We start from the raw sequence: 21,774 nt of genomic DNA on the forward strand, positions 1-21,774 counted from the left end.
AACGGCCATTGCGCATATCGCTTAACGCTGTCTAACATCCTCGCCGATGCCGGGTCAATGGTGAGCACCGGCGCCCACGGCCGACCAAGAGGAGCCCAGAGTGTCCGGATCCGCAGCCAGGACAGCCACCGCGGACGTCGTCTGCCTCGGCGAGTCCATGGTGACGTTCCTGCCCTCGCAGCCGGGCCGCCTCGCCGACGTCCCCTCCTTCGGCCGGGGCATCGGCGGTGCCGAGTCCAACGTCGCCTGCGCGCTCGCCGCCGCCGGCCACCGGGCGAAGTGGGTCGGCCGGGTCGGCGCCGACGGCTTCGGCGACCACCTCGTCGACACCATCGCGGGATACGGCGTCGACACCTCCGCCGTGCGCCGCGACCCGGACCGCCCCACCGGCATCTACTTCCGCACGGCGACGGACCGGGCCACCGACACCCACGAGGTGGCCTACTACCGCGCCGGATCCGCGGCCTCCGCGATGTCCCCGCGCAACGTCCCGTACGAGGACCTCCTCTCCGCGCGCGTCCTGCACCTGTCCGGCATCACCGCCGCGCTCTCCGCCGACTGCCTGGCGCTCCTCCACGACCTCACCGCCCCCCGCGACGGCCGCCCGCTGATCTCCTTCGACGTCAACCACCGCCCCGGCCTCTGGCGCGACGCCGAGGAGGGCCCGGACGTCCTGCTCGCCCTCGCCCGCCGCTGCGACCTCGTCTTCGTCGGGGACGACGAGGCGGAGGAGGCATGGGGGCTCCACGGCGCCGACGCCGTACGCGCGGCCCTGCCCCAACCCGACGTCCTGGTCGTCAAGCGGGGCGCCGACGGCGTCACCGTCTTCTCGCGGACGGCGAGCGGCGGACCGGACGCGGTCACGACCGTCCCCTCCCTCCGCGTCGACGTCGTCGCCGCGGTCGGCGCCGGCGACGCCTTCGCCGCCGGGTTCCTCTCCGCCACCCTGCGCGACCTGCCCGTACGCGACCGGGCCCGGCACGGCCACCTCATGGCCGCCGCGGTCCTCACCGTCCCCGGCGACCTCACCGGACCCCCATCCCGCGCGTACGCCGACCGGCTCGCCGCCCTGGACGACACGGCCTGGGGCACACTTCGTCTCGGCCCCGGCTGGACAGCCGCCGCCGGGGCGAACGAGGAGGTACGAGTCACATGAGCCAGACCGTCGACCGCGCGCTCAGCATCCTGCCGCTGCTCGCCCAGGGCCCCGCCGACCTCGGCCAGGTCGCCGAGCGGCTCGGGGTCCACAAGTCCACGGCCCTGCGCCTGCTCCGTACGCTCCACGAGCACGGCCTGGTCTACCGCCAGGAGGACCAGCGCTACCGCCTCGGCGCCCGGCTCTTCGCCCTCGCGCAGGAGGCCGTCGAGAACCTCGACGTACGCGAGATCGCCCACAGCCACCTCGTCGCGCTCAACGAGCAGTGCGGGCACACCGTCCACCTCGCGGTGTACGAGGAGAACGAGGTCCTCTACATCGACAAGGTCGAGAGCCGCTACCCCGTGCGCATGTACTCACGGATCGGCAAGCCCGTCGCGATCACCGTCGCCGCGGTCGCCAAGCTGCTCCTCGCCGACCTCACCGAGCCCGAACGGCGCGCGATCGCCGAACGGCTCGACTACCCCATGTACACGTCCCGTTCGCTCCCGAACGCCGGCGCCTTCCTGAAGGAACTCGCCGTCGTACGCGAACAGGGCTGGGCCACCGACCTCGGCGGCCACGAGGAGTCCATCAACTGCGTCGGCGCCCCCATCCGGGGCGCGGACGGGCGGGTCGTCGCCGCCATGTCGGTGTCCGCGCCGAACGTGGTCGTCACGGCCGAGGAACTCCTCACCCTCCTCCCGCTGGTGCGCCGCACCGCGGACACGATCAGCCGGGAGTACTCCGGCACCACCCCCACCAAGAAAGCCTGAACCGCCATGACCGAGAAGACCGCCCTCACCCCAAGCACCCACACCGCCCCGCCCGCCAAGTTCTCGCACGGCGTGAAGAAGGGGAACATCCTCCAGGTCGCCGGTCAGGTCGGCTTCCTGCCCGCCGTCGAGGGCCAGGCCCCCACCCCGGCCGGCCCGACGCTGCGCGAGCAGACCCTGCAGACCTTCGCCAACGTCAAGGCGATCCTGGAGGAGGGCGGCGCGAGCTGGGACGACGTGATGATGATGCGCGTCTACCTCACGGACGTCGACCACTTCGCCGAGATGAACGCGATCTACAACGCGTACTTCGAGGAGCAGGGCCTCGAGGCCCCCGCCTCCGCACGTACGACGGTGTACGTCGGCCTGCCCAAGGGGCTGCTCATCGAGATCGACGCCCTCGCGGTCCTCGGCTGATCACCGTCCCGCCCGGGCCGGTCCTCGGCTGAGCACCGGCCCGGACGCCCCGGTGTCCCGCTGACCCGCCGGTCCGCGGCCCCGGGCCACGGCTCCCCCCGAGCCGTTCGCAGTACCCCGCACCACGGCACGGTGCCCCGGTCCCCCTTTTCGCACAGGGGCGCCGTGCCGCGCTCCCCCCTGCCCCGAAGGACCCCCTGTCACCACCGGAGTTGACCGCTCATGCTGCTCGCCGCCGCCCCCACTCCCGAGGCGCCACCCCACACCGGTGGACTGCTCCTCCTGATCGGCGGAACGCCCGGTCTGCTGACCGTCGCCGCCCTCGGGATCGCACTGCTGCTCCTCCTGATCATCAAGGTCAGGCTGCAGCCGTTCGTCGCGCTGCTCGCCGTGTCCATAGCCGTCGGCCTGGGTGCCGGTCTCTCCGTCACCGAACTCTTCGGCACGGTCCAGAAGTCCGCCGCGGTGTCCGTCATCGAATCCGGCATGGGCGGCATCCTCGGGCACGTCGCGATCATCATCGGCCTGGGCACGATGCTCGGCGCGATCCTGGAGGTGTCCGGCGGCGCGGAGGTCCTGAGCGCCCGCCTGCTGAACCTCTTCGGTGAGAAGCGCGCCCCGCTCGCCATGGGACTCACGGGCCTCATCTTCGGCATCCCGGTCTTCTTCGACGTCGGCATCTTCGTCCTCGCGCCGATCGTCTACGCCGCCGCCAAGCGCTCCGGCAAGTCGATCATCCTGTACGCGATGCCGCTGCTGGCCGGCCTCTCCATGACCCACGCGTTCCTCCCGCCGCACCCCGGACCGGTCGCCGCCGCCGGCCTCTTCAACGTCTCCCTCGGCTGGGTCATCCTGATGGGCGCCGTCGTCGGCATCCCGTCCGTCCTCGCCGCCTGGGTCTACGCCGCCTGGATCGGCAAGCGCGTCTTCGTCGACGTCCCGCAGGACATGGTCGAGGCCGCCGAGGAGTCCAAGGCCGCGGTCGTCGCCGAACAGCGCGCCTCCGGTGTCACCCCGCACGAGGAGCCCGTCTCCCTCGGCACCGTGCTGACGATCATCGGCACCCCGCTGATCCTCATCCTCGCCGCGACGTTCTCCTCCATCGCGCTGGACCCGTCGACCCTGCGCTCCGTCGTCGAGTTCTTCGGCAACCCGTTCGTCGCGCTCACCATCGCGCTGCTCCTCGCCTACTACCTGCTGGGCATCCGGCGCGGCTGGTCCCGCAAGTCCCTCGAGTCGGTCTCCACCGCCTCGCTGAAGCCCGTCGGCAACATCCTGCTCGTCGTCGGCGCCGGCGGCATCTTCGGAGCCGTGCTGAAGGGGAGCGGCATCGCCGACGCGCTCGCCGACACGTTCCACGACGTCGGCCTGCCCATCATCCTGCTGGCCTGGCTGATCTCCGTCGTCCTGCGCGTCGCCCAGGGCTCCGCGACGGTCGCGATCGTCACCACCGCGGGTATCGTCGTCCCGCTCGTCGAGGGCCAGGACATGTCGCAGGCCCACCTCGCGCTGATCATCATGGCGATCTCGGCGGGCTCCATCTTCGCCTCCCACGTCAACGACGGCGGGTTCTGGATGGTCTCGAAGTACTTCGGCATCTCCGAGCGCGACACCCTGAAGACCTGGACGGTCCTGGAGACTGTCCTCTCGGTCGCGGGCTTCGTCGTCGCGGCGGCGCTGAGCCTGGTGATCTAGCGTCTCTCGTCCGGCTCGTGCCGGGCCCGCCACCCACCGCACGGCACTGCTCCGGGAGCAGTGCCGTGCGGTGCGTGCTGGGGTCATGCCGGGGCAGTGCCGTGCAGTGCCTGCTGGGGTCCATGCCGGAGCCCCCGCGTCCGGGGCCGGCTAGCTGACCAGCCAGACGACCAGCGCGACGACCGACAGCACCACCAGCCAGGTCACGAAGGCGGACCCCCTCCCGGACCTGGTGGGCGCGGGAGCCCGGGGCGGAGCGGGGCGGGGCGCCGGCCGGTCCGTCCTGGGCGACAGCCCCGCGGAGGCCGAGGCGGCGGGCGTCCGTGAGGCGCGCTGCCGGGCCCTGGCCTCGGCGGCCCTCAGCCGGGCGGCCTCCTTCTCGGCCCGCTCCCGCTCCTCGTTCTCCACCCGTTCACGCCGCTGCCTCTCCGCCTCCTGCTGCGCCCTCTTCCGTTCCTTCTTCTGCTGCTTCTTCCGCTCCTCCTCGCGCCGCCGCTCGGGTGCGCGCAGGGCCTGTTCCTGCTGGGCCCGCTCGCGTGCGGCCCGTCCGGCTTGTTCGGCGCGTTCACGTTCGGCGCGATCGGCTTGTTCGGCGCGCTCCCGCTCGGCGCGCTCCGCCTGCTCCCGTTCCTCCGGGAGTACCAGGGTCGGCCCGGGCGGCGGGACCACCCCCGTGGGCTGATCGCCCGCGACTCCCACGGGGCCCGTGTCACCGACGCCGATGCCGGCCCCACGCGCCAGGTCGCGTCCGTGACGCTCGTACGCGCCGATCAGATCCGTCCAGCGGGGCGGCAGCCAGCGCCGGCCCCCCTGGGACACCGGGAGCCCGGCCAGCGACTGCCGGAAGCGGGCCAGCATCTCGGCCGGGACGGGCCGTTCGGCGGGATCGGCCGCCAGGCAGGGGCGGATCAGGTTCGTCAGTTCCTTCGGCAGGCCGTCGAGGTCGAGCTGGCCCCGCTGGACCTGGGCGAGCAGACCGAGGGTGTCGCTGTCGGCCCGGTACGGAGGCCTGCCGAGCGCCAGGTGGAACAGGGTCGCCCCGAGCGAGTACACGTCCGACGCCTCGGTCGACGGCTCCCCGCGTGCCTGTTCCGGCGAGGTGAAGGCGATCGTCCCCAGGGTGAGGCTCGTGCGGGTGAGGTCGTTCGCGTGCGAGATGCCGAAGTCGATCACCCGGGGGCCGGGCAGCGGCAGCAGGATGTTCTGCGGCTTGAGATCCCGGTGGATGATGCCCTCGCCGTGGAGGGTGACCAGCGCCTCCGCCGTGCCCGCGGCGAGCCACTGCACGGCTGACGCGGGCAGCACACCGGCCGTGCGCACCAGCTCGGACAGCGACGGCGCGGCGATGTAGTCGATCGCCATCCACGGCTTCTCCGCCCGCGGGGCGGCCTCGCGCACCCGTGCGGTGAACGTGCTGTCGACGCGCTGGGCGAGCCCCACCTCGCGGGTGAAGCGCCGCCGCTCGACGTCGCTGACGACACCCTCGGCGAGCAGCGTCTTCACAGCCACCAGCTGCCCGTCGGCGTCCCTGGCGAGATAGATCCGCCCCATGCCGCCGGACGCCAGCCTCCCGAGCAGCTCGTACCTGCCGAGCGTCGCCGGATCCCCGCTCCCCAGCGGATCAACTTGCGCGCCTGTCATGCCACTTCCCCCGTCCAGCGCCCTACCGTCGAGCGCGCCAAGCGTCCCACGGGTCGTGGGGGAGTGCACCACTGTCTCCTGTCACGGAACATCCACAGCTGTCGGCGCCACGCGGGGGCATGACGGGGGTACGACGCGCCCTCTTGTGTGAAGGGGCATGATGCGCTTCGTTGATCGAATGGCGGAGACAAGCGAGACCATGCAAACGGGGGAGCCCGGCTCCCCGCCGCGTAAATCCAGCTGGCGCTACATCGGACCCGGCATCGTCGTCGCGGCGACCGGGGTCGGAGCCGGAGACCTGGTCGCGACGCTCATCGCGGGAAGCAAATTCGGCTACACCCTCATGTGGGCGGCCGTCATCGGCTGCCTCGTCAAGATCTCCCTCGCGGAGGCGGTCGGCCGCTGGCACCTCGCGACGGGCCGCACCCTCTTCGACGGCTGGCGCACCCTCGGCGGGTGGACCACCGGCTACTTCGCGGTGTACGTCGTGATCTGGGGCTTCGTGTACGGCGCGACGGCCATGTCCTCCAGCGCCCTGCCCATCGTGGCGCTCTTCCCGGACGGACCGGGGCTGAAGACCTGGGCGATCATCACCGGGCTGATCGGCCTGGTCTTCGTCTGGTTCAACCAGTACGCCGTCTTCGAGAAGGTCATGACGGTCCTGATCGGCATCATGTTCGTCGTCGTGGTCTACGTCGCGATCCGGGTGGTGCCGGACGTCGGCGCCTCCTTCGCCGGGCTGCTCCCCGTGCTGCCCGACGGCTCGCTGATCTACACGCTCGGTCTGATCGGCGGGGTCGGCGGCACCATCACCATGGCGGCGTACGGGTACTGGGTCAACGCCAAGGGGTGGTCGGACACCTCCTGGATGAAGGTGATGCGGCTCGACAACCGGGCCGCCTACCTCACCACCGGTGTCTTCGTCGTCGCCATGCTGATCGTCGGCGCCGAACTGCTGCACTCCTCGCAGATCGCCCTGACGAAGGGGGACCGGGGGCTGATCGACCTCGGGCAGATCCTGGAGGACCGCTTCGGTGCGGGCACCGCGAAGCTGTTCCTGGTCGGCTTCTTCGCGACGTCGTTCTCGTCCCTCATCGGTGTGTGGCACGGCGTGAGCCTGATGTTCGCCGACTTCGTGGAACGGATCCGCGCCGGCCGCGTCGGGGCGGGCGTGGAGAAGGCGAGCAGCGAGACGGTCGGCCGCCAGGAGCGGTCCGTGCCCTTCCGCGCGTATCTGCTCTGGCTGACCTTCCCGCCCATGACCCTGCTCTGGCTGGACGAGCCGTTCGGACTGGTCATCGGCTACGGGGTGCTCGGCGCGTTCTTCATGCCCTTCCTGGCCCTGACCCTGCTCTGGCTGCTCAACTCGGAGCGAACCCCCAGGGAATGGCGCAACGGATGGCTCAGCAACGGGATGCTGGGCGCGGCGGGGCTTCTGTTCGTCGTGCTGTGCGTCCAGCAGGTGCGCGAGCTGCCCTGGTGACGTCGGCGTGGACGGTGGTACGACGCAGCAGCGCCGCCGGGGGAGCGGCGGCGCTGCTGGACCTCGGTCCGAGGGGGTCGCGGTAGCGATGGCCACCGCAGCCCGTGGTCGGACGGTACCGCTGTCTGTGGCAGCCCGTGGACGGACGGCCGGTATCGCCGGCTACGGCAGCCCGTGGACGTGCGGGCCGACCGCGTTGGACCAGGCGTTGCCCGCCGTGGCGTCCCAGTTCGTGGACCAGGTCATCGCGCCGCGCAGGTCCGGGTAGGTCCTGGAGGGCTTGAAGGATCCACAGCCCGTGCCCTTGGCCAGGCAGTCCAGGGCCGCGTTCACGACGGACGGGGCGACGTAGCCGCTGCCGGCGCCACGGGTGGAGGCGGGTACACCGAGACCGACCTGGGACGGGGCGAGGCCGCCCTCCAGCTGGATGCAGGCGAGCGCGGTGAGGAAGTCCACCGAGCCCTGGGAGTAGACCTTGCCGTCGCAGCCGAGCATCGAACCGCTGTTGTAGTACTGCATGTTGACGACGGTCAGGATGTCCTTGATGTTGAGCGCCGTCTTGAAGTACTCACCGGAGGTCGACTGCATGTCGATGGTCTGCGGTGCCATCGTGATGACGAGGCCGGAGCCCGCCTTCGACGACAGGGAGCGCAGCGCCTTCGTCATGTAGGTGGCGTTGAGGCCGTTCTCCAGGTCGATGTCGACGCCGTTGAAGCCGTACTCCTGGATGAGGGCGTACACCGAGTCGGCGAAGGCGTTCGCGGACGCGTCGCTGTTGACCGCGACGGAGCCCTTCTCGCCGCCGACCGAGATGATGACGTTCTTCCCGGCGGCCTGCTTGGCCTTGATGTCGGCCTTGAACTGGGCGACGGTGTAGCCGTTGAGGCCGGCCGAGTCGAGGTTGAAGGTGACGGCGCCCGGAGTGGCCGTGGCGTCCCCGAAGGAGACGGCGATGATGTCGTAGTTCGCGGGGACGTCGCTGAGCTTCTGGACGGTGGCGCCGTTGTTGAAGTTCTGCCAGTAGCCGGTGACCGCGTGCTTGGGCACCGAGGTCGAGGGGCCGCCCGGGTCGGTGGTCTTCGCCGTACGGCCCGTCACCGCGGCGGACTTGGCCGACTCGCCGGCCGCGTTGGTGGCGCTGACGGAGAACTGGTACGCGGTGTCCGCCGCCAGCCCGGTCACGGTCGCCGAGGTGCCGCTGGCGGTGGTGGCCTTCGTACCGTTGCGGTAGACGGTGTACCCGGTCGCGCCGGAGACGGCGCTCCAGTTCAGGGCGATGGAGGAGCTGGTCGTCGTGCCCACGCTCAGCCCGGCGGGGGTCCCGGGGACGGCGGGCTCCGGGTCGGTGCCGCCACCGCCGTCGGGCCCGGTCACCTGGACGTCGTCCGCGTAGTAGGCGGCCTGGCCGTACCAGCCGTGGGTGTAGACGGTCACCGAGGTGGTGGAGGGGCCGGTGGTGAAGGTGGTCCTCAGCTGGGTCCAGCTGGTGGAGCCGGGCGACCAGGTGGAGACGTCCGTCGTGCCGGTGCCGCTCGCGCCGATGTAGGCGTAACCGCCCTGCGTCCAGGAGCTCAGCGTGTAGGTGGAGCCGGGCTTCACGGCCACGGTCTGCGTGCACTTGGCGTTGTCCTGCCCGGCCGGGGTGGCCTTGAGCGCGGAGGTGCCGCCGTGCACGGGGGAGGAGACGGTGGCGCCGCTGCCCCCGGAACAGGTCCAGTTGGCGAGCCCGGACTCGAATCCTGCGTTCTTGGCGACGTTGACGTCGGCCGCCTGGGCGGTTCCGACGAGACCGGTGACGGCGAGCGCCCCGGCCGAGACCACGGCGACGGCCCCGCCGAGGAGCGGCCGGACCGGGCGTCTTCTGTGCCTGCTGCTGCCTGCGGAGCGTTCCACTTGCTGCCTCCGGTGGGGGAGTTGGGGTGCTGGCGGGAACGGTGGCCACCGTTGGCCGATAAACTGGTCCAGACCAATCAAGTTGTCAAGACCTCTGGTGGTCCGGATGTGGACAGCGGGGCAGGTCGACGGACGGGTGGGGGCGGTACACCCCCCGTTCGGGTGACGCCTGCCGGGCTCGGCTCGTGCACTCGCGAGGGTGACTCGGCCGAGCCGTCCGGATGGTGACGGAGTGGATATCCCGGAGGGCTGCGGAAAGCGGCCGGTATCCGTTCTGACGTGGGCGGATGAATTCCCACGCATTTCAAACCCGGGCGGCGGAGTAACTCTGTGCAGTGGTACAGGAGTTAACCAATCTGCTTTTCGTCCGATTTCGTACGGAGGCGTTGCGAACGTCTGTGCCGCACGTCTTCGTACTGGGTTCCGATATCTGTTCTCTGCCTCGTATGACGTGGCTAAAGTGCTGGGGAAGAAGCACGGAGCAGGAGCGATTGCGGCCGGAGTCATCCATGACGACGGCCGGAGCCGAACGGGGAAGAGCGTGCCGACCGCAATAGCAGTGACCAGCGCTGATCTCGTGCTGCCGCCGACCGATCAGCAGACACCCACGGCAGCCCTGCTGCAGGCACCCGGAGCCCAGCCCCTCGACCTCGCGATCGGGGACATGAACCTGCTCCTGGAGCAGCACGGCTATGTGGTCGCGGTCTACCCGACGAGCATCAGCCCCGCCCACGAACGCCGACTCCACGCCATCCGCTCGGTCCTGGAGAGCGACCGCATCGCCCTGCTCAAGGTGGACCTGCCGCCACTGGGCGTGGCCGTGCTGGTGCGCCAGCTGCGCCAGCTGTCCGTCTGCGACTTCAGCCCCGGAGTGGTGGCCTCGGCGGTCCGGCTCCTCGCCCACTACATCCACGCCGGGGCCCTGCTGAACTCCGTGGCCCGGCTGGACCGGGTCCCCGTCAGCCTCAAGACGCACGCCAAGTCCTGGGTGCCCGGATCGCAGTTCGCCGTGGTCGCCGGGCCCAGCCCTCAGCTGATCCGGATCGGGCCGTCCGTCGAACCCCCGGCCGGACCACCGTTCGCCACCCAGCTGATGATCGCCAAGGGGCAGCTCACCTCCGAGTGGGTCCAGCAGACCCTCGCCCCCGCCTGGAACGTACAGGCCGTCCAGGAGTGCCCGCTGCCCACCGGATCGCCGCGCTGGTGGGGCACGGGGAAACTGATCGAATTCGCGTCCTTCCTCCCGGACATCTCCGTGATCTACCAGCTCGTTTCCTCGGTGAGGCGGGAAATCTGCCCCTGGTGCGGAATGGAGCTCATCGGCGACCGCTGCGGCTTCTGTTCCTCCCCGCTGGCACCGTCGGAGAACCGAATGCACTCCCCGGGTGTCCTGAACCATGGAGCGCCCGGGCCACCGAGCTCCTAGCGTCCCCACGGCTCTCCGCAGACACCGCGCATCCCTCTCTGTCCGCTGCTCCACGCATCCGATTCGAACGAGGTTGTCCGGCTCATGAACTCCCGCCAGCGCCGCGGCGTGATACTCCTGCTCCTGTCGGTCCTCTGCGCCTTCGGCGCCTTCGCCGGGGTGCTCTCGGTGATCAGCGACGTCAACTCGAAGGTCGGACCCGAGGTCGACGCCTACCGGCTCAAGTCCAACGTGGCGCCCTACACGGACCTGTCCGCCGACAAGTTCGAGAAGGTCTCCATGCCCAAACGCTGGCTGTCGGACAACGCCGTCACGGACATCGGTGAGATCGACGGCAAGATCGCCGTGACGCAACTGCGGAAGGGCTCCCTGATGCAGTCCGACATGATGGTGAAGAGTCCGGAACTGCGTCCGGGCGAGCAGGAGATCGCCATCATGATCGACGCGGCGACCGGGGTGGCGGGCAAGATCCACCCGGACGACAAGGTCAACATCTACGCCACCTTCGCGGGTGAACGGGACGGCGACGTGTCCCAGTCCAAGGTCATCGTCTCCAACGCGAAGGTGCTGGACGTCGGCGAGCTGACCGCGCTCGACCCGAACGGGGACGACAGGAACCAGGCGTCCGAGGTCGTACCGATCACCTTCGCCCTCAACACCCTCGACACCCAGCGCGTCGCGTACGCGGAGTCCTTCGCCGAACACGTACGCCTCGCACTGATCGCGCCCGGCAGCGACGGCACGATCCGCCCGGGCGACCGCACTTACACGCTCGACAAGGACAAGTGAGGATCGGATGACCTCGAGGATCCTCCCGGCCGTCGGTGACGCCGACGCGGCCAGGTCCGTGACCACCCTGCTCAGCCAGCTCCCGGACGCGGAGCCGGCCGCTCCGGCCGGTGACTCGACACAGCTCATCGACACGCTCGCCCGCCTCGCCGGAGAGTCCATCGAGGAACTGCCCGAGGTGGTGCTGGTCCACGAGCGGATCGGCCCGGTGCCTGCCCTGGAGCTGATCCGGGAGGTCTCCCTCCGCTTCCCCGCCGTGGGGGTCGTGCTGATCACCGCCGACGCGAGCCAGGGCCTCTTCGCCGCGGCGATGGACGCCGGCGCCCGGGGCCTGGTCACCCTTCCGCTGAGCTACGAGGAACTCGCCAACAGGGTCCAGGCGGCCGCCCAGTGGTCCACCGGTGTGCGGCGCCACCTCGGTTCGGGCGGCGACGTGTTCACCGGGCCGGGCGGCACCGTCGTCACCGTCACCGGGGCCAAGGGGGGAGTCGGGGCCACCGTCACGGCCGTACAACTGGCGCTCGCGGCACAGGCCTCGGGGTACACGACGGCGCTCGTCGACCTGGACCTCCAGACCGGTGACATCGCCTCGTACCTCGACGTGCAGTTCCGGCGCTCCATCGTCGACCTCGCGGCGATCACCGACATATCACCGCGTGTCCTGTCCGACGCCGTCTTCTCGCACTCCACAGGCATGGCCCTGCTGCTGGCGCCCGGCGAGGGCGAACGCGGCGAGGAGGTCAGCGACCGCTCCGCCCGCCAGATCGTCAGCGCCCTGCGATCCCGCTACGAGATCGTCGTCATCGACTGCGGGAGCCAGATGAACGGGGCGAACGCGGCGGCGATCGAGATGGCCGACACCGCCGTCCTGGTCACGACGCCGGACGTCGTCGCCGTGCGGGGTGCCAAGCGCATCGTACGGATGTGGGACCGGCTCCAGATCCGCAAGGCCGAGGAGACCGTCACCCTCGTCAACCGCTTCAACCGCAACACCGAGATCCAGCCGCCACTGATCCAGCGCATCACCGGGACCCGGATGGCGGCCACGGCGATCCCGGCGAACTTCAAGGAGCTCCAGGGAGCGGTGGACGCGGGACGGATGCACGAACTCGACGCCAAGAGCGGGGTCAAGCAGGCACTCTGGAGCCTCGCCGGCGAGCTCGGACTCGTGAAGGCATCCGAGAGGAATGAGAAGGGCGGCGGGAAGTACCGCAACGACCGGGGCGCCCTCGGGCGCGCACGCCGCACGTGAGACAGCACGGCTCAGAACGGTGGCACGACCGACGAGGGGGCATGTTGACCGATGACCATCATGCGGAGAGCGGGTACGGGGATACCCGGGCGGCTACGCGCGGGCTCGGACGGGCGACGAGCCCGTGACCGCGGTCAGACCGCGATCGAGTTCGTCGGAGTCACGCCACTGATCATTCTGGTGGCGGTCGCGCTCTGGCAGTGCGCGCTGATCGGTTACACCTACAGCCTCGCGGGCAACGCCGCGGACGAGGGAGCACGCGCGGGCACCGGCGCACCCTTCGCCCGCGGGGTCGCCTGCCAGCGGGCGGCCGAGGAGGACCTTCCGGACGCCTGGGCGGAGGGCGCCGACATCAGCTGCCGCTCCGAGATCGGCATGTACCGGGCCGTGGTCTCGCTGAAGGTGCCCGTGATGGTCCCCGGCGTACTGGACTTCCCGATGACCGTCGAGGGCGACGCCGCCGCGGTCAAGGAGGGCTGAGCGATGAGCGTGGTACGAGGCAGGAGGCGCACGGACCGTGGTCAGGTCGCCATCGAGTACATGGGGTTCATCCCGCTGCTGCTCATCGTCGGGCTGTTCGCCATCCAGCTGGGGGTCGCCGCCTACACGGTGAGCCAGGCCGGCACGGGTGCACGGGCCGCCGCCCGCATGGCGAGCTTCGACCGGCCGGACCTTCCACCCCCGGCTGCGGGGCGCGCGGCGATGAGCGACTGGCTGGCCGACGACTCGGCCTTCACCCCCAGCTTCGGCGGCGACGACGTGACGTACACCGCGCGGGTCAGGATCCCTTCGGTCGTCCCCGGCATCGACGACTGGGGCTGGGCGGAGCGGAGCTCGACGATGCCCCGCGACTGACCGGCCCGATCCAGCACCGGCGGGTCCGACGGCCGGGCCACCAGACCGAGGAGACACTGCATGAGCCTGCGGGCACGCATCACCGCCCCCGAGGAGCGCGGCGGGGGACGGGAGGACGGCCACATGGTCGCCACCTACCGCGCCAAGCTGCTCGAGGAGATCGACCTCGCGGAGATGTCCTCGCTGGCGGCCGCGGACCGCCGGGCCCGGCTGGAGCGCGTCCTCGGACACATCATCAGCCGCGAGGGCCCGGTCCTCTCGACCGTCGAACGCTCCCAGCTCATCCGGAGGGTGGTCGACGAGGCACTCGGCCTCGGCATCCTGGAGCCCCTGCTCGAAGACGCCTCCATCACCGAGATCATGGTGAACGGCCCTGACCAGATCTTCGTCGAGCGCAGCGGGAAGGTCGAACAGCTCCCCATGCGCTTCGGCTCGCACGAGCAGCTGATGCAGACCATCGAGCGCATCGTGTCGACCGTCAACCGCAGGGTCGACGAATCGAACCCCATGGTGGACGCCCGCCTGCCCAGCGGCGAGCGCGTCAACGTCATCATCCCGCCGCTGTCGCTGACCGGCGCGACCCTCACCATCCGGCGCTTCCCGCGCTCCTTCACCCTGCCTGAGATGATCTCCTTCGGATCCCTCGACGAGCAGATGCTCATCCTGCTGTCGGGGCTCGTGCAGGCCAAGCTCAACATCATCGTCTCGGGAGCCACCGGTACCGGTAAGACGACCCTGCTCAACGCGCTCTCCGGCCTGATCCCCAACCACGAGCGCATCGTCACCATCGAGGACTCCGCCGAACTCCAGCTCCAGCAGAACCACGTGATCCGCCTGGAGTCGCGCCCCGCCAACGTCGAGGGCAAGGGGCAGATCACCATCCGCGACCTCGTCCGCAACTCCCTGCGTATGCGTCCCGACCGGATCGTCGTGGGTGAGGTCCGAGGCGGGGAGTCGCTCGACATGCTCCAGGCGATGTCGACCGGTCACGACGGCTCATTGGCGACCGTCCACGCCAACAGCGCCGAGGACGCCCTCATGCGTTTGCAGACCCTGGCCTCGATGTCCGAGATCAAGATTCCCTTCGAGGCGCTGCACGACCAGATCAACAGCGCCGTCGATGTGATCGTCCAGCTCACCAGGCACGCCGACGGCGCCAGGAAGATCACGGAGATCGCGATCCTCGACTCCCACGGCCGCGACAACTACCGCATCGTCTCCGTCGCCCGTTTCAACGCGCAGCCGATGTCCGCCGACGGCCGGATCCACGGCCAGTTCCAGTACCTCCCGCTCCCCCGCAGGACGGCCGAGCGCCTCTACATGGCCAGCCAGCCCATTCCGCAGGCCTTCGGGGTCGCCTCGTCCGAAGAACAACTCGCCACCCGAGAGGCCAAGTAGGTATCGCGCCATGAACAATCTCCCTCTGATCACGGTCGGCGTGACGCTGCTGTGTGGCGTGCTCGGCGTCATGGGCCTGTACACCTACGCCGCCGGACGCGCGGACCGCGAGGCGCTGGTCGACCGCCTCTCGCACACCGGACAGATCACGGACGGCAGCCGACCGCGGCGGTTCCGGGGAATCGACCGACGGCTGCGCGCGACACGGCTGGGCCGCAGGATCGAGCTGAAACTGGCGGCGACGGGCCTCGGGATCACACCGGGTGAGTTCTTCGTCTACGCGCTCGTGGTGGTCGCGGCCGTGTGGGTGATCGCGTCCTCGCTCCTGGCCTCCTTCTTCGGGCCGGTCGCCGCACTCATCGGCCTGTGGGGCGCGAACACCTTCCTCAACTGGCAGCGGGCCAAGCGGACCGAGCGCTTCATCAATCAGCTCCCCGAGCTCTCCCGCATCCTCGCCAACGCCACCCAGGCGGGACTCGCCCTGCGCACCGCCATCTCCATGGCCGCAGAGGAGATGGACGACCCGGCGGGTGAGGAACTGGCCCGCGTCGCGCGCCGTCTGGCCGTGGGGGAACCGCTCGACGACGCACTCAGCGAGCTGACCGACCGGCTGCCCTCCAGGGAGCTCGTCGTCCTGGTCACGACACTGGTCCTCTCCAACCGGGCCGGCGGCACGGTCGTCAGTTCGTTGCGCAACCTCACCCAGACGTTGGAGGAGCGGAAGGAGACCCGGCGCGAGGTGAAGACCCAGCTGTCCCAGGTGACGGTCACGGCCTATGCGGTACCGATCTTCGGACTGGGGGCGATGCTCCTGATGAACTCGGTCATGCCGGGTGCGCTCGACCGTATGACCGGGGCCCTGATCGGCCAGGTGGCCGTGGTCGTCTCGCTCATCCTGTACACGATCGGGTTCGTCGTGATCCGGCGCCTGTCGCGCATCGACGTCTGAAAGGCGACCTGACATGGACCTGATTCTTGCCGCTGTCGTGGGTCTGGCCGTCTACGGGGCGATCCACGGCATACGCATGTACCGCGCGGAGGCGAAGCTGCCGGGTGACCTCGCGGTGGCCCTCGAGGTCGGTGCCAGCCGGACGACTGTGGTCGGCTCGGGAGTCGACCGCCTGGGCATGCGCTGGGCCCCGGTGGTTCTCCGGATGATGGGGCCCAAGGCCGTCAGCAAGAAGCGCCGGCAGATCGACCTGGCGGGCAACCCGGGCGGGCTCACCATCGACCGTTACGCGGCGCGTCGAGCGGTGTACGGGGTGCTGGGGCTGGTCGCGGCGCTCCTGATGCTGGCGCGCGGACAGATCCTCATCGCGCTGTTCATGGCGGCCTTCGGTCTGTTCTGGGTCGAGGCGGGCATCTGGTCCGCGGTCCGGGTACGCCGGGACCACATCGACCGGACGCTGCCCGACTTCCTCGACGTGCTGGCGGTCGTGGTCTCGGCGGGTCTCGGATTCCGTCAGGCCCTGGGACGGGTGGCCGAACGGTACGAAGGCCCCTGGGCCGACGAGCTCCGCATCACCTTGCGGCAGATGGACATGGGTGTCAGCCGGCGGGAGGCGTTCGAGCAGCTTCGTAAACGCAACGACTCGGAGCAGGTCGCGATGTTCGTGACCACTCTCCAGCAGGGTGAGGAACTCGGCGCACCCATCGTCGAGACGCTCATCCAGATCGCCAACGACATGCGTCGGACCGATGCCCAGAACGCCCGCCGCAAGGCCTCCAAGGCGGTACCCAAGGCGACCTTCGCGGTGACCTCGTTCCTGCTGCCGGGGACGCTGATCCTTCTGGTCGTCGGCTTCGTCTACGGCGCCAACGTCGACTTCAGCTTCTTGGGCGGTGGCTGACGACATGGCCCGGACCATCGAGGACGGGAGATAGGTGAGCCATGGCGAGCCAGGTCAGGCTGTTCACCGCACGGCTGAGGGCGGAAGTGGGCACGGCGGCCCAGGTCGCCGCGCGCCCCCGACCCGCGCTCGCGATCCAGGTCAACGCGCTCCAGGCGATGTGCCGCCAGGTCTTCGGATTCCGGCTCGCCATGATCGCCATGGCGACTCCGTTCGCCCTGGCCGGAACCGCTTCGGGGTTCGCGACCTGGCTGGTCGGCTCAGCGATCGTCGTCACGTTCATGGGCTCGTACGTCCTCTTCCGGGACTGGGAGCGCTTCGGGCCCCTGCTCCTGCGTCACCCCTGGGTCATCGCGGTCGACGCGCTGTTCGGATCCCTGCTGTTGATCACTGCCACACCCGAGTCCACGCTCGCCTACGTCACCGTGTGTACCCCCCTGCTGGCCGGACTGACATCTGGCTGGCGGGGGGCCGCGATCTTCGCGGCCTTCCAGTCGGTGATCATCTTCGGCGTCTACGGCACGAGCGACGATCTGGAGGCCGGCGGTGCGGCGTCCCTCCTGCTACCGGGCTTCTGCATGGTCGCGGGAGCAGCCGGGGTCACGCTCCGGAACCTGCTCCTGCGCTTCGGGTCCGCGAGCCAGGCACTCACCGAGACCAGGGCCCGGCTGGCGGTGAGCGAAGCGGTGGAAGGTGAACGCACCCGCCTGGCCAGGGAGATGCACGACTCCGTGGCCAAAACCCTCCACGGCCTGGCCCTGGCGGCCGACGGCCTCGCACATTCCGCCGACCGCATGGACCCGCTCACCGTCAAGCACCAGGCGGATCTGGTGGCACGGTCCGCCCGCCGGGCAGCCGCGGAGTCCCGGGAACTCCTCTCCGACCTCCGCCGCGAATCCGGCCTGGACGGCGGTGTGGACGTCATCGCGGAGCTCGCAGCCCGTGTGGACGACTTCAGCGGCAGGCACGCCCTGTCCGCCGTCTTCCGTCTGCTCAACGACACACCCGTGCCACCGATCCCTCAGGTGGTGGCACGGCAACTGCTCACCATCGCCTCGGAGGCGATGGAGAACGCCCATCGCCATGCCCACCCCACCTACGTCGTCGTCCTCGCCGGAATCAAGAGAGACGTCCTGCGCGTCACCGTGTACGACGACGGAGACGGCCTGCCCTCCGGGACCACCCTCGACAGTCTGAAGCGCGCCGGCCACTTCGGCCTCGTGGGCATGGTCGAACGCGCGGCGTCGATTGGCGCGCGTATCCGTATCGGCAAAGGCAAGGCCGCCCAGGGCACCGAGGTGCGGCTGGAACTGCCCATGGCCGCTCTCGCGCCCGCTCCGGATCCCGTACCCGGGTACACGGCCCGGCCCGACGGAACCTTCGTGCCGCAGCTGAAGTGACCCGCTCATCGCTTCCTCACCCGCTCCACCTCCGTCCCCCAACCCATGAGAGGAGGTCGCAGAATGCCGGACGACATCTCGCACGCACCGGGCCAGAGCTGGGTAGCACAGAACCACGCCTCCCAGCACAGTTCCCCGCAGGCCGACCCGCCGAGCTCCGAACAGAGCTCCGCCGGGTTCCCCGTCCCCCAGCGCTCCGCGGCACCCGAGGAACTGCCCGCTTTCCCGACTGGACCCGGCGCACCGGTGGCGGCCCCTCTGCGGGTCGTCGTCGCGGACGACAACCCCGTCGTCCGCGCAGGACTCGGAGTCCTGCTGTCCGGCCGGGCCGACATCGAAGTGGTCGCCGAGGCGGCGGACGGCCGGCAGGCCTATGACGAAGCGGTGCGGCACCGGCCCGACGTCGTCCTGCTCGATGTCCGCATGCCCGGTGTGGACGGCATCTCCGCTTTGCCGCACCTGGTGCAGGTTGCACCCGTGATGATGCTGACGTACAGCCGTGAGAGCGAGGTCGTGCACGAGGCGCTCCGCCTCGGTGCAGGCGGCTACCTGGTCCACGGCGAGTTCACGGCGGACCAGCTCGTGCAGGCCGTCAGGGACACCAGGGCCGGCCGCGCGCACTTCACAGCCACAGCGGCCAACGCGCTCCTCGCCCATATGCGACAGGGGCTCGGTCTGGCGGGGCAGGCCCTTCCCGACGGTCTGGGTGCGGCGTTGACAACAGGCGCCCCATACACGGGGACGGGCCACGAAGGCCTGCGCCCGTCTGTCGAGCCCTACGGCGCGCAGCGGCACGCGCCTCGCGTCGACTCCGCGTACGTGGCGGAGCGACTCGCGGAGAACGGGCAGGGTCTTTCGCAACTGCAACCTGTTGTGGCACAGTCGTTGAATAGGGGGAGTTCTCCCAACAGAGCGCAGTACCAGCTGAGTTCGAGGGAGGCGGAAGTCATGGAACTGATCTCTTCGGGGATGAGCAACCAGCAGATCGCCGCGACCTGTTTCATCAGCGAAAAGACTGTCAAGAACCACATCAACCGCATCTTCACCAAGCTGCACAGCAGTAGCAGGAGCGAGGCGATCGCCCGCTGGCTCGGCACCGCGCCGAGCGCGGGGCCTGGAACCGGGGGGACGGGCAGCCATGGATGAACGGGGCAGGGGCAGGCGCGTCGGCCGTGTAGAGCCGCGGGCCCAACTCGGACTTTGGGCCCGCGATTGGGCCCACGGACCCTCCGGTGCGCGAGGTGTGCCGACGTACGTTTCTCTCGTCGAAAGCGGCACCGGCCAGGAGGAAGCCGGTTACGTGGAAGACACCACAGAGACGTACGCGTCGGCCGTCCCACGGTCGGCCGATACCGGAGGGGTACACCATGTCGAACACCGTGCTGAAGACCGCAGTCCAGACCCAGCTGGCCGTGCGGGGCTGGAAGAACACCGTCGTGACCCGGATGGCGGGCCGCGAGCGCTCGCAGGGGCAGACGGCGTTCGAGTACCTCGGCATCATCCTCGTGGTCATCGCGATCATCGGTGGCATCGTGGGCCTGGGTATCGGCACCTCGATCACGACGCGGATCGGCAAGCTGGTGGACCAGATCAAGGCTGGCTAATGGCCGGAGGATTTCGCGGAGACCGAGGGCAGGCCTTCCCCATCTATGTCGTGATGGTGGTGGGCCTGCTCTTCGTCGCGTTCGCCTTCTTCGCGGTCGGTCAGGCAGCCGCCACGCGCAACGGAGCGCAGGGTGCCGCAGACGCTGCGGCTCTCGCGGCCGCCCAGGACGCCCGGGACGGGATGGGTCCGGAGTTCCTCGCGGCGTTGCGTACGCCTGAGGGCCTGGACCAGTTCCTTCGGGAGCACCGGTTCTACGACGAGTGCGGGTCGGCGGGCCGTCTCGCCGCTGCGAACAAATCGGATGTTCGTGGTGGGTGCTCGTGGGACTACGGCTATCTGCAGGACGCTGTCACGGTGAATGTGGAGACCCGCAACACTGTCGGCGGATCGGTGATTCCCGGCACGGAGGACGATCACGCCACCGCCGATGCCACCGCGGTGATCGAGTTCCGTTGCAGCCCCAAGCCCGATGACATCGTCGGCGCCCTGGTCACCCTGAGCTGTGACGGCCGAGGTGGTTTCGGTATCGACCTGGCGAAACCCGACCGATGGTCCGTTCTGGTCAAGACGCTTTTTGCCGTGCACCTGATCGACCGTTGACCGCGAATCACGACTGAGAAAGCAGAATCCATGAGCATCCGGCGTGCTACAGATCCTCGAAGGGCGGTGGCGGCTGCCTCCATGGTGGTTGTCATGGCCCTTTCCGTCATTGCCTGCGGTGGTGAGAACGGAGGTGGTGGCGGTGCGGAGAGCAACGCGACGTCCTCCTCGCCTGCCACGGCGAAGCCCACGGACGACGGGGCGGGGGGCCAGGAGGACACCGCCGCAGGGGACAACGTGGACCCGAATGCAAAGTTGGCGGAAATCAAGGGCGCCAAAGACATGGTCCTCGTCATCAACGAGGTGAAGCGCGACTCATCGGGGTTCGTCACGGTCCAGGGGACCATGACGAACGAGGGGGACGAACCAGTCAACCCCTCGGGCTGGTCAGGTAGCGAGCCGATCATCGTCCAGACGAACCTCAACTCCGTCGGTGGTGCCACACTCGTCGACAAGACGGGAAAGAAGCGCTACTACATTCTGAGGGACACGGACGGACGTTGCCTCTGCACAGCAGGGATCTCGGGCGTGATGCCCGGGAAGTCCTTGCCGGTGTTCATGCAATTCCCGGCTCCGCCGGACACGACGACGGAGGTTGACTTCACCCTGCCGACCTTCGCGACAACCTCGCTGAAGATCTCCGGGTGATGATCCACATGACACGTATCCGTGCACGGTTCAGGGCGCCGGATTCGGCGGGCATGATCATTGCGACAGTCGTGCTGATGGCTGGTACGACGATGCTTGGAGCCGGTCCGGCTCTTGCCGACGACGGTCCCAGTGTTCCGCCGGGCACCGAAGCGAGTGCCGAGCCGCCGGTCGAAGTCGACGGCAATGATCCTGATCTGCAGATGCCCGAGGGCGGAACGCTCGCGCCCGCCAGGGTCCTCGACATCATCCAGGTGGTGGAGGATCTGGGCGGCGAGGAGCGCCGGGAGGACAGCAACGCAGACATCAAGTTCGCTCTGCAGGCCGAGGTCCTCTTCGGGAAGGACAGCGCCAAGCTGGGCCCGGAGGCGAATTCCCGGATCGCCGCCATCGCCGATGAGGTCAAGAAGCAGAACGCCACCAAGGTGCGGGTGTTCGGCTTCACCGACGACCTCGGCTCGGCAGCCCACGGCGATGTGCTGTCGAAGCAGCGTGCCGAAGCGGTCAACGGTGTCCTGTCCAAGCAACTGCCCCCGACGGTCACCTTCGAGATCCGCGGTTACGGCGAGGAGTACCCCATCTCCGACAACAGCACGGAAGAGGGCCGGAAGAAGAACCGCCGCGTGGAGGTCTCATTCCAGCGCGGGGGCACCTCGTAGCAAGCCGGTACGGGCTCTCAGGGTTCCACGGCGCATCCGATCCTGATGCGTCGTGGATCCCTGACTATTCCGGACGCGGCACCTCCTGAGCTCTGTCCATACCTCGGGGCCGGCACCGGTTGGTGTCGGCCCCCAGGCATGCCGGAGCAGGGGCGGCGCGGTGCGGCAACCCTTATTTGGGCCCTGAGGCCCATGCCGATGGGCGTCGCCCGTGGTCCGATGGGTCTCGTGGGTGAAATCCCATGCATGGG

Annotated in this window: 21 protein-coding genes; 19 read left to right on the forward strand and 2 right to left on the reverse strand. The window is 69.4% G+C overall.

Going from position 1 to position 21,774, the window contains the following annotated elements; genetic code table 11:
- Window positions 1-100: 100 nt before the first annotated feature.
- The 4 genes from OG488_RS23990 to OG488_RS24005 all read left to right on the forward strand — a co-directional run bounded on the left by OG488_RS23990 (window position 101) and on the right by OG488_RS24005 (window position 4,023).
- Window positions 101-1,156 carry a sugar kinase gene (locus tag OG488_RS23990; protein ID WP_329232306.1) on the forward strand — a complete coding sequence of 352 codons (1,056 nt, stop codon included), beginning with the start codon at window positions 101-103 and terminating at the stop codon, window positions 1,154-1,156.
- Window positions 1,153-1,911: an IclR family transcriptional regulator gene (locus OG488_RS23995; protein ID WP_329232308.1), complete on the forward strand. Its 759-nt coding sequence runs from the start codon at window positions 1,153-1,155 to the stop codon at window positions 1,909-1,911. Before OG488_RS23990 ends, OG488_RS23995 begins: the two co-directional genes overlap by 4 nt.
- Before the next feature lie 6 nt (window positions 1,912-1,917).
- Window positions 1,918-2,328 (forward strand): RidA family protein, encoded by a 411-nt coding sequence (locus OG488_RS24000; protein WP_329232309.1) that lies wholly within the window; start codon window positions 1,918-1,920, stop codon window positions 2,326-2,328.
- 222 nt (window positions 2,329-2,550) lie between these two features.
- Window positions 2,551-4,023, forward strand: a complete 1,473-nt coding sequence (locus tag OG488_RS24005) for a GntP family permease (protein ID WP_329232311.1) — start codon at window positions 2,551-2,553, stop codon at window positions 4,021-4,023.
- Between the two features lie 150 nt (window positions 4,024-4,173).
- Here OG488_RS24005 and OG488_RS24010 read toward each other — a convergent pair whose 3' ends face one another.
- Window positions 4,174-5,664: a serine/threonine-protein kinase gene (locus OG488_RS24010; RefSeq protein ID WP_329232313.1), complete on the reverse strand. Its 1,491-nt coding sequence runs from the start codon at window positions 5,662-5,664 to the stop codon at window positions 4,174-4,176.
- Between the two features lie 178 nt (window positions 5,665-5,842).
- On the opposite strand from OG488_RS24010, the gene OG488_RS24015 reads away from it, so the two are divergent.
- Window positions 5,843-7,147, forward strand: a complete 1,305-nt coding sequence (locus OG488_RS24015; RefSeq protein ID WP_329232314.1) for an Nramp family divalent metal transporter — start codon at window positions 5,843-5,845, stop codon at window positions 7,145-7,147.
- A 162-nt stretch (window positions 7,148-7,309) separates the two neighbouring features.
- Here the strand turns inward: OG488_RS24015 and OG488_RS24020 are convergent, their stop codons facing one another.
- Window positions 7,310-9,040: a chitinase gene (locus OG488_RS24020; protein WP_329232316.1), complete on the reverse strand. Its 1,731-nt coding sequence runs from the start codon at window positions 9,038-9,040 to the stop codon at window positions 7,310-7,312.
- Between the two features lie 559 nt (window positions 9,041-9,599).
- Here OG488_RS24020 and OG488_RS24025 point away from each other — a divergent pair.
- From OG488_RS24025 to OG488_RS24090, 14 genes are all read left to right on the forward strand, one after another.
- Complete coding sequence (locus OG488_RS24025) at window positions 9,600-10,466, forward strand: hypothetical protein (RefSeq protein ID WP_329232318.1); 867 nt, start codon at window positions 9,600-9,602, stop codon at window positions 10,464-10,466.
- 84 nt (window positions 10,467-10,550) lie between these two features.
- Complete coding sequence (gene cpaB, locus OG488_RS24030; protein ID WP_329232320.1) at window positions 10,551-11,255, forward strand: Flp pilus assembly protein CpaB; 705 nt, start codon at window positions 10,551-10,553, stop codon at window positions 11,253-11,255.
- Window positions 11,256-11,262: 7 nt separating this feature from the next.
- Window positions 11,263-12,507 (forward strand): AAA family ATPase, encoded by a 1,245-nt coding sequence (locus tag OG488_RS24035; protein WP_329232321.1) that lies wholly within the window; start codon window positions 11,263-11,265, stop codon window positions 12,505-12,507.
- A 51-nt stretch (window positions 12,508-12,558) separates the two neighbouring features.
- Entirely contained in the window at window positions 12,559-12,987 is a 429-nt protein-coding gene (locus OG488_RS24040) for a TadE family protein (RefSeq protein ID WP_329232323.1), read from the forward strand.
- Between the two features lie 3 nt (window positions 12,988-12,990).
- Window positions 12,991-13,362 (forward strand): TadE/TadG family type IV pilus assembly protein, encoded by a 372-nt coding sequence (locus OG488_RS24045; RefSeq protein ID WP_329232325.1) that lies wholly within the window; start codon window positions 12,991-12,993, stop codon window positions 13,360-13,362.
- A 60-nt stretch (window positions 13,363-13,422) separates the two neighbouring features.
- Window positions 13,423-14,760, forward strand: a complete 1,338-nt coding sequence (locus OG488_RS24050) for a CpaF family protein (protein ID WP_329232327.1) — start codon at window positions 13,423-13,425, stop codon at window positions 14,758-14,760.
- Window positions 14,761-14,770: 10 nt separating this feature from the next.
- Window positions 14,771-15,709, forward strand: a complete 939-nt coding sequence (locus OG488_RS24055; protein ID WP_329232329.1) for a type II secretion system F family protein — start codon at window positions 14,771-14,773, stop codon at window positions 15,707-15,709.
- Window positions 15,710-15,722: 13 nt separating this feature from the next.
- Window positions 15,723-16,610, forward strand: coding sequence for a DUF5936 domain-containing protein (locus OG488_RS24060; protein ID WP_329232330.1), 888 nt, complete (start codon window positions 15,723-15,725; stop codon window positions 16,608-16,610).
- A gap of 41 nt (window positions 16,611-16,651) precedes the next feature.
- A complete protein-coding gene (locus OG488_RS24065; RefSeq protein WP_329232333.1) occupies window positions 16,652-18,010 on the forward strand; it encodes a sensor histidine kinase in 1,359 nt (452 codons plus the stop codon).
- A 63-nt stretch (window positions 18,011-18,073) separates the two neighbouring features.
- Window positions 18,074-19,156 carry a response regulator transcription factor gene (locus tag OG488_RS24070; RefSeq protein ID WP_329232335.1) on the forward strand — a complete coding sequence of 361 codons (1,083 nt, stop codon included), beginning with the start codon at window positions 18,074-18,076 and terminating at the stop codon, window positions 19,154-19,156.
- 221 nt (window positions 19,157-19,377) lie between these two features.
- Window positions 19,378-19,614: a hypothetical protein gene (locus OG488_RS24075; RefSeq protein ID WP_329232337.1), complete on the forward strand. Its 237-nt coding sequence runs from the start codon at window positions 19,378-19,380 to the stop codon at window positions 19,612-19,614.
- Window positions 19,614-20,216, forward strand: a complete 603-nt coding sequence (locus tag OG488_RS24080; RefSeq protein ID WP_329232339.1) for a pilus assembly protein TadG-related protein — start codon at window positions 19,614-19,616, stop codon at window positions 20,214-20,216. Before OG488_RS24075 ends, OG488_RS24080 begins: the two co-directional genes overlap by 1 nt.
- A 30-nt stretch (window positions 20,217-20,246) precedes the next feature.
- Entirely contained in the window at window positions 20,247-20,864 is a 618-nt protein-coding gene (locus tag OG488_RS24085; RefSeq protein WP_329232341.1) for a hypothetical protein, read from the forward strand.
- Window positions 20,865-20,917: 53 nt separating this feature from the next.
- Window positions 20,918-21,523, forward strand: coding sequence for an OmpA family protein (locus OG488_RS24090; protein WP_329232343.1), 606 nt, complete (start codon window positions 20,918-20,920; stop codon window positions 21,521-21,523).
- The last annotated feature ends 251 nt before the right edge of the window (window positions 21,524-21,774 follow it).

Source organism: Streptomyces sp. NBC_01460 (genome assembly GCF_036227405.1).
Lineage (GTDB): Bacteria > Actinomycetota > Actinomycetes > Streptomycetales > Streptomycetaceae > Streptomyces.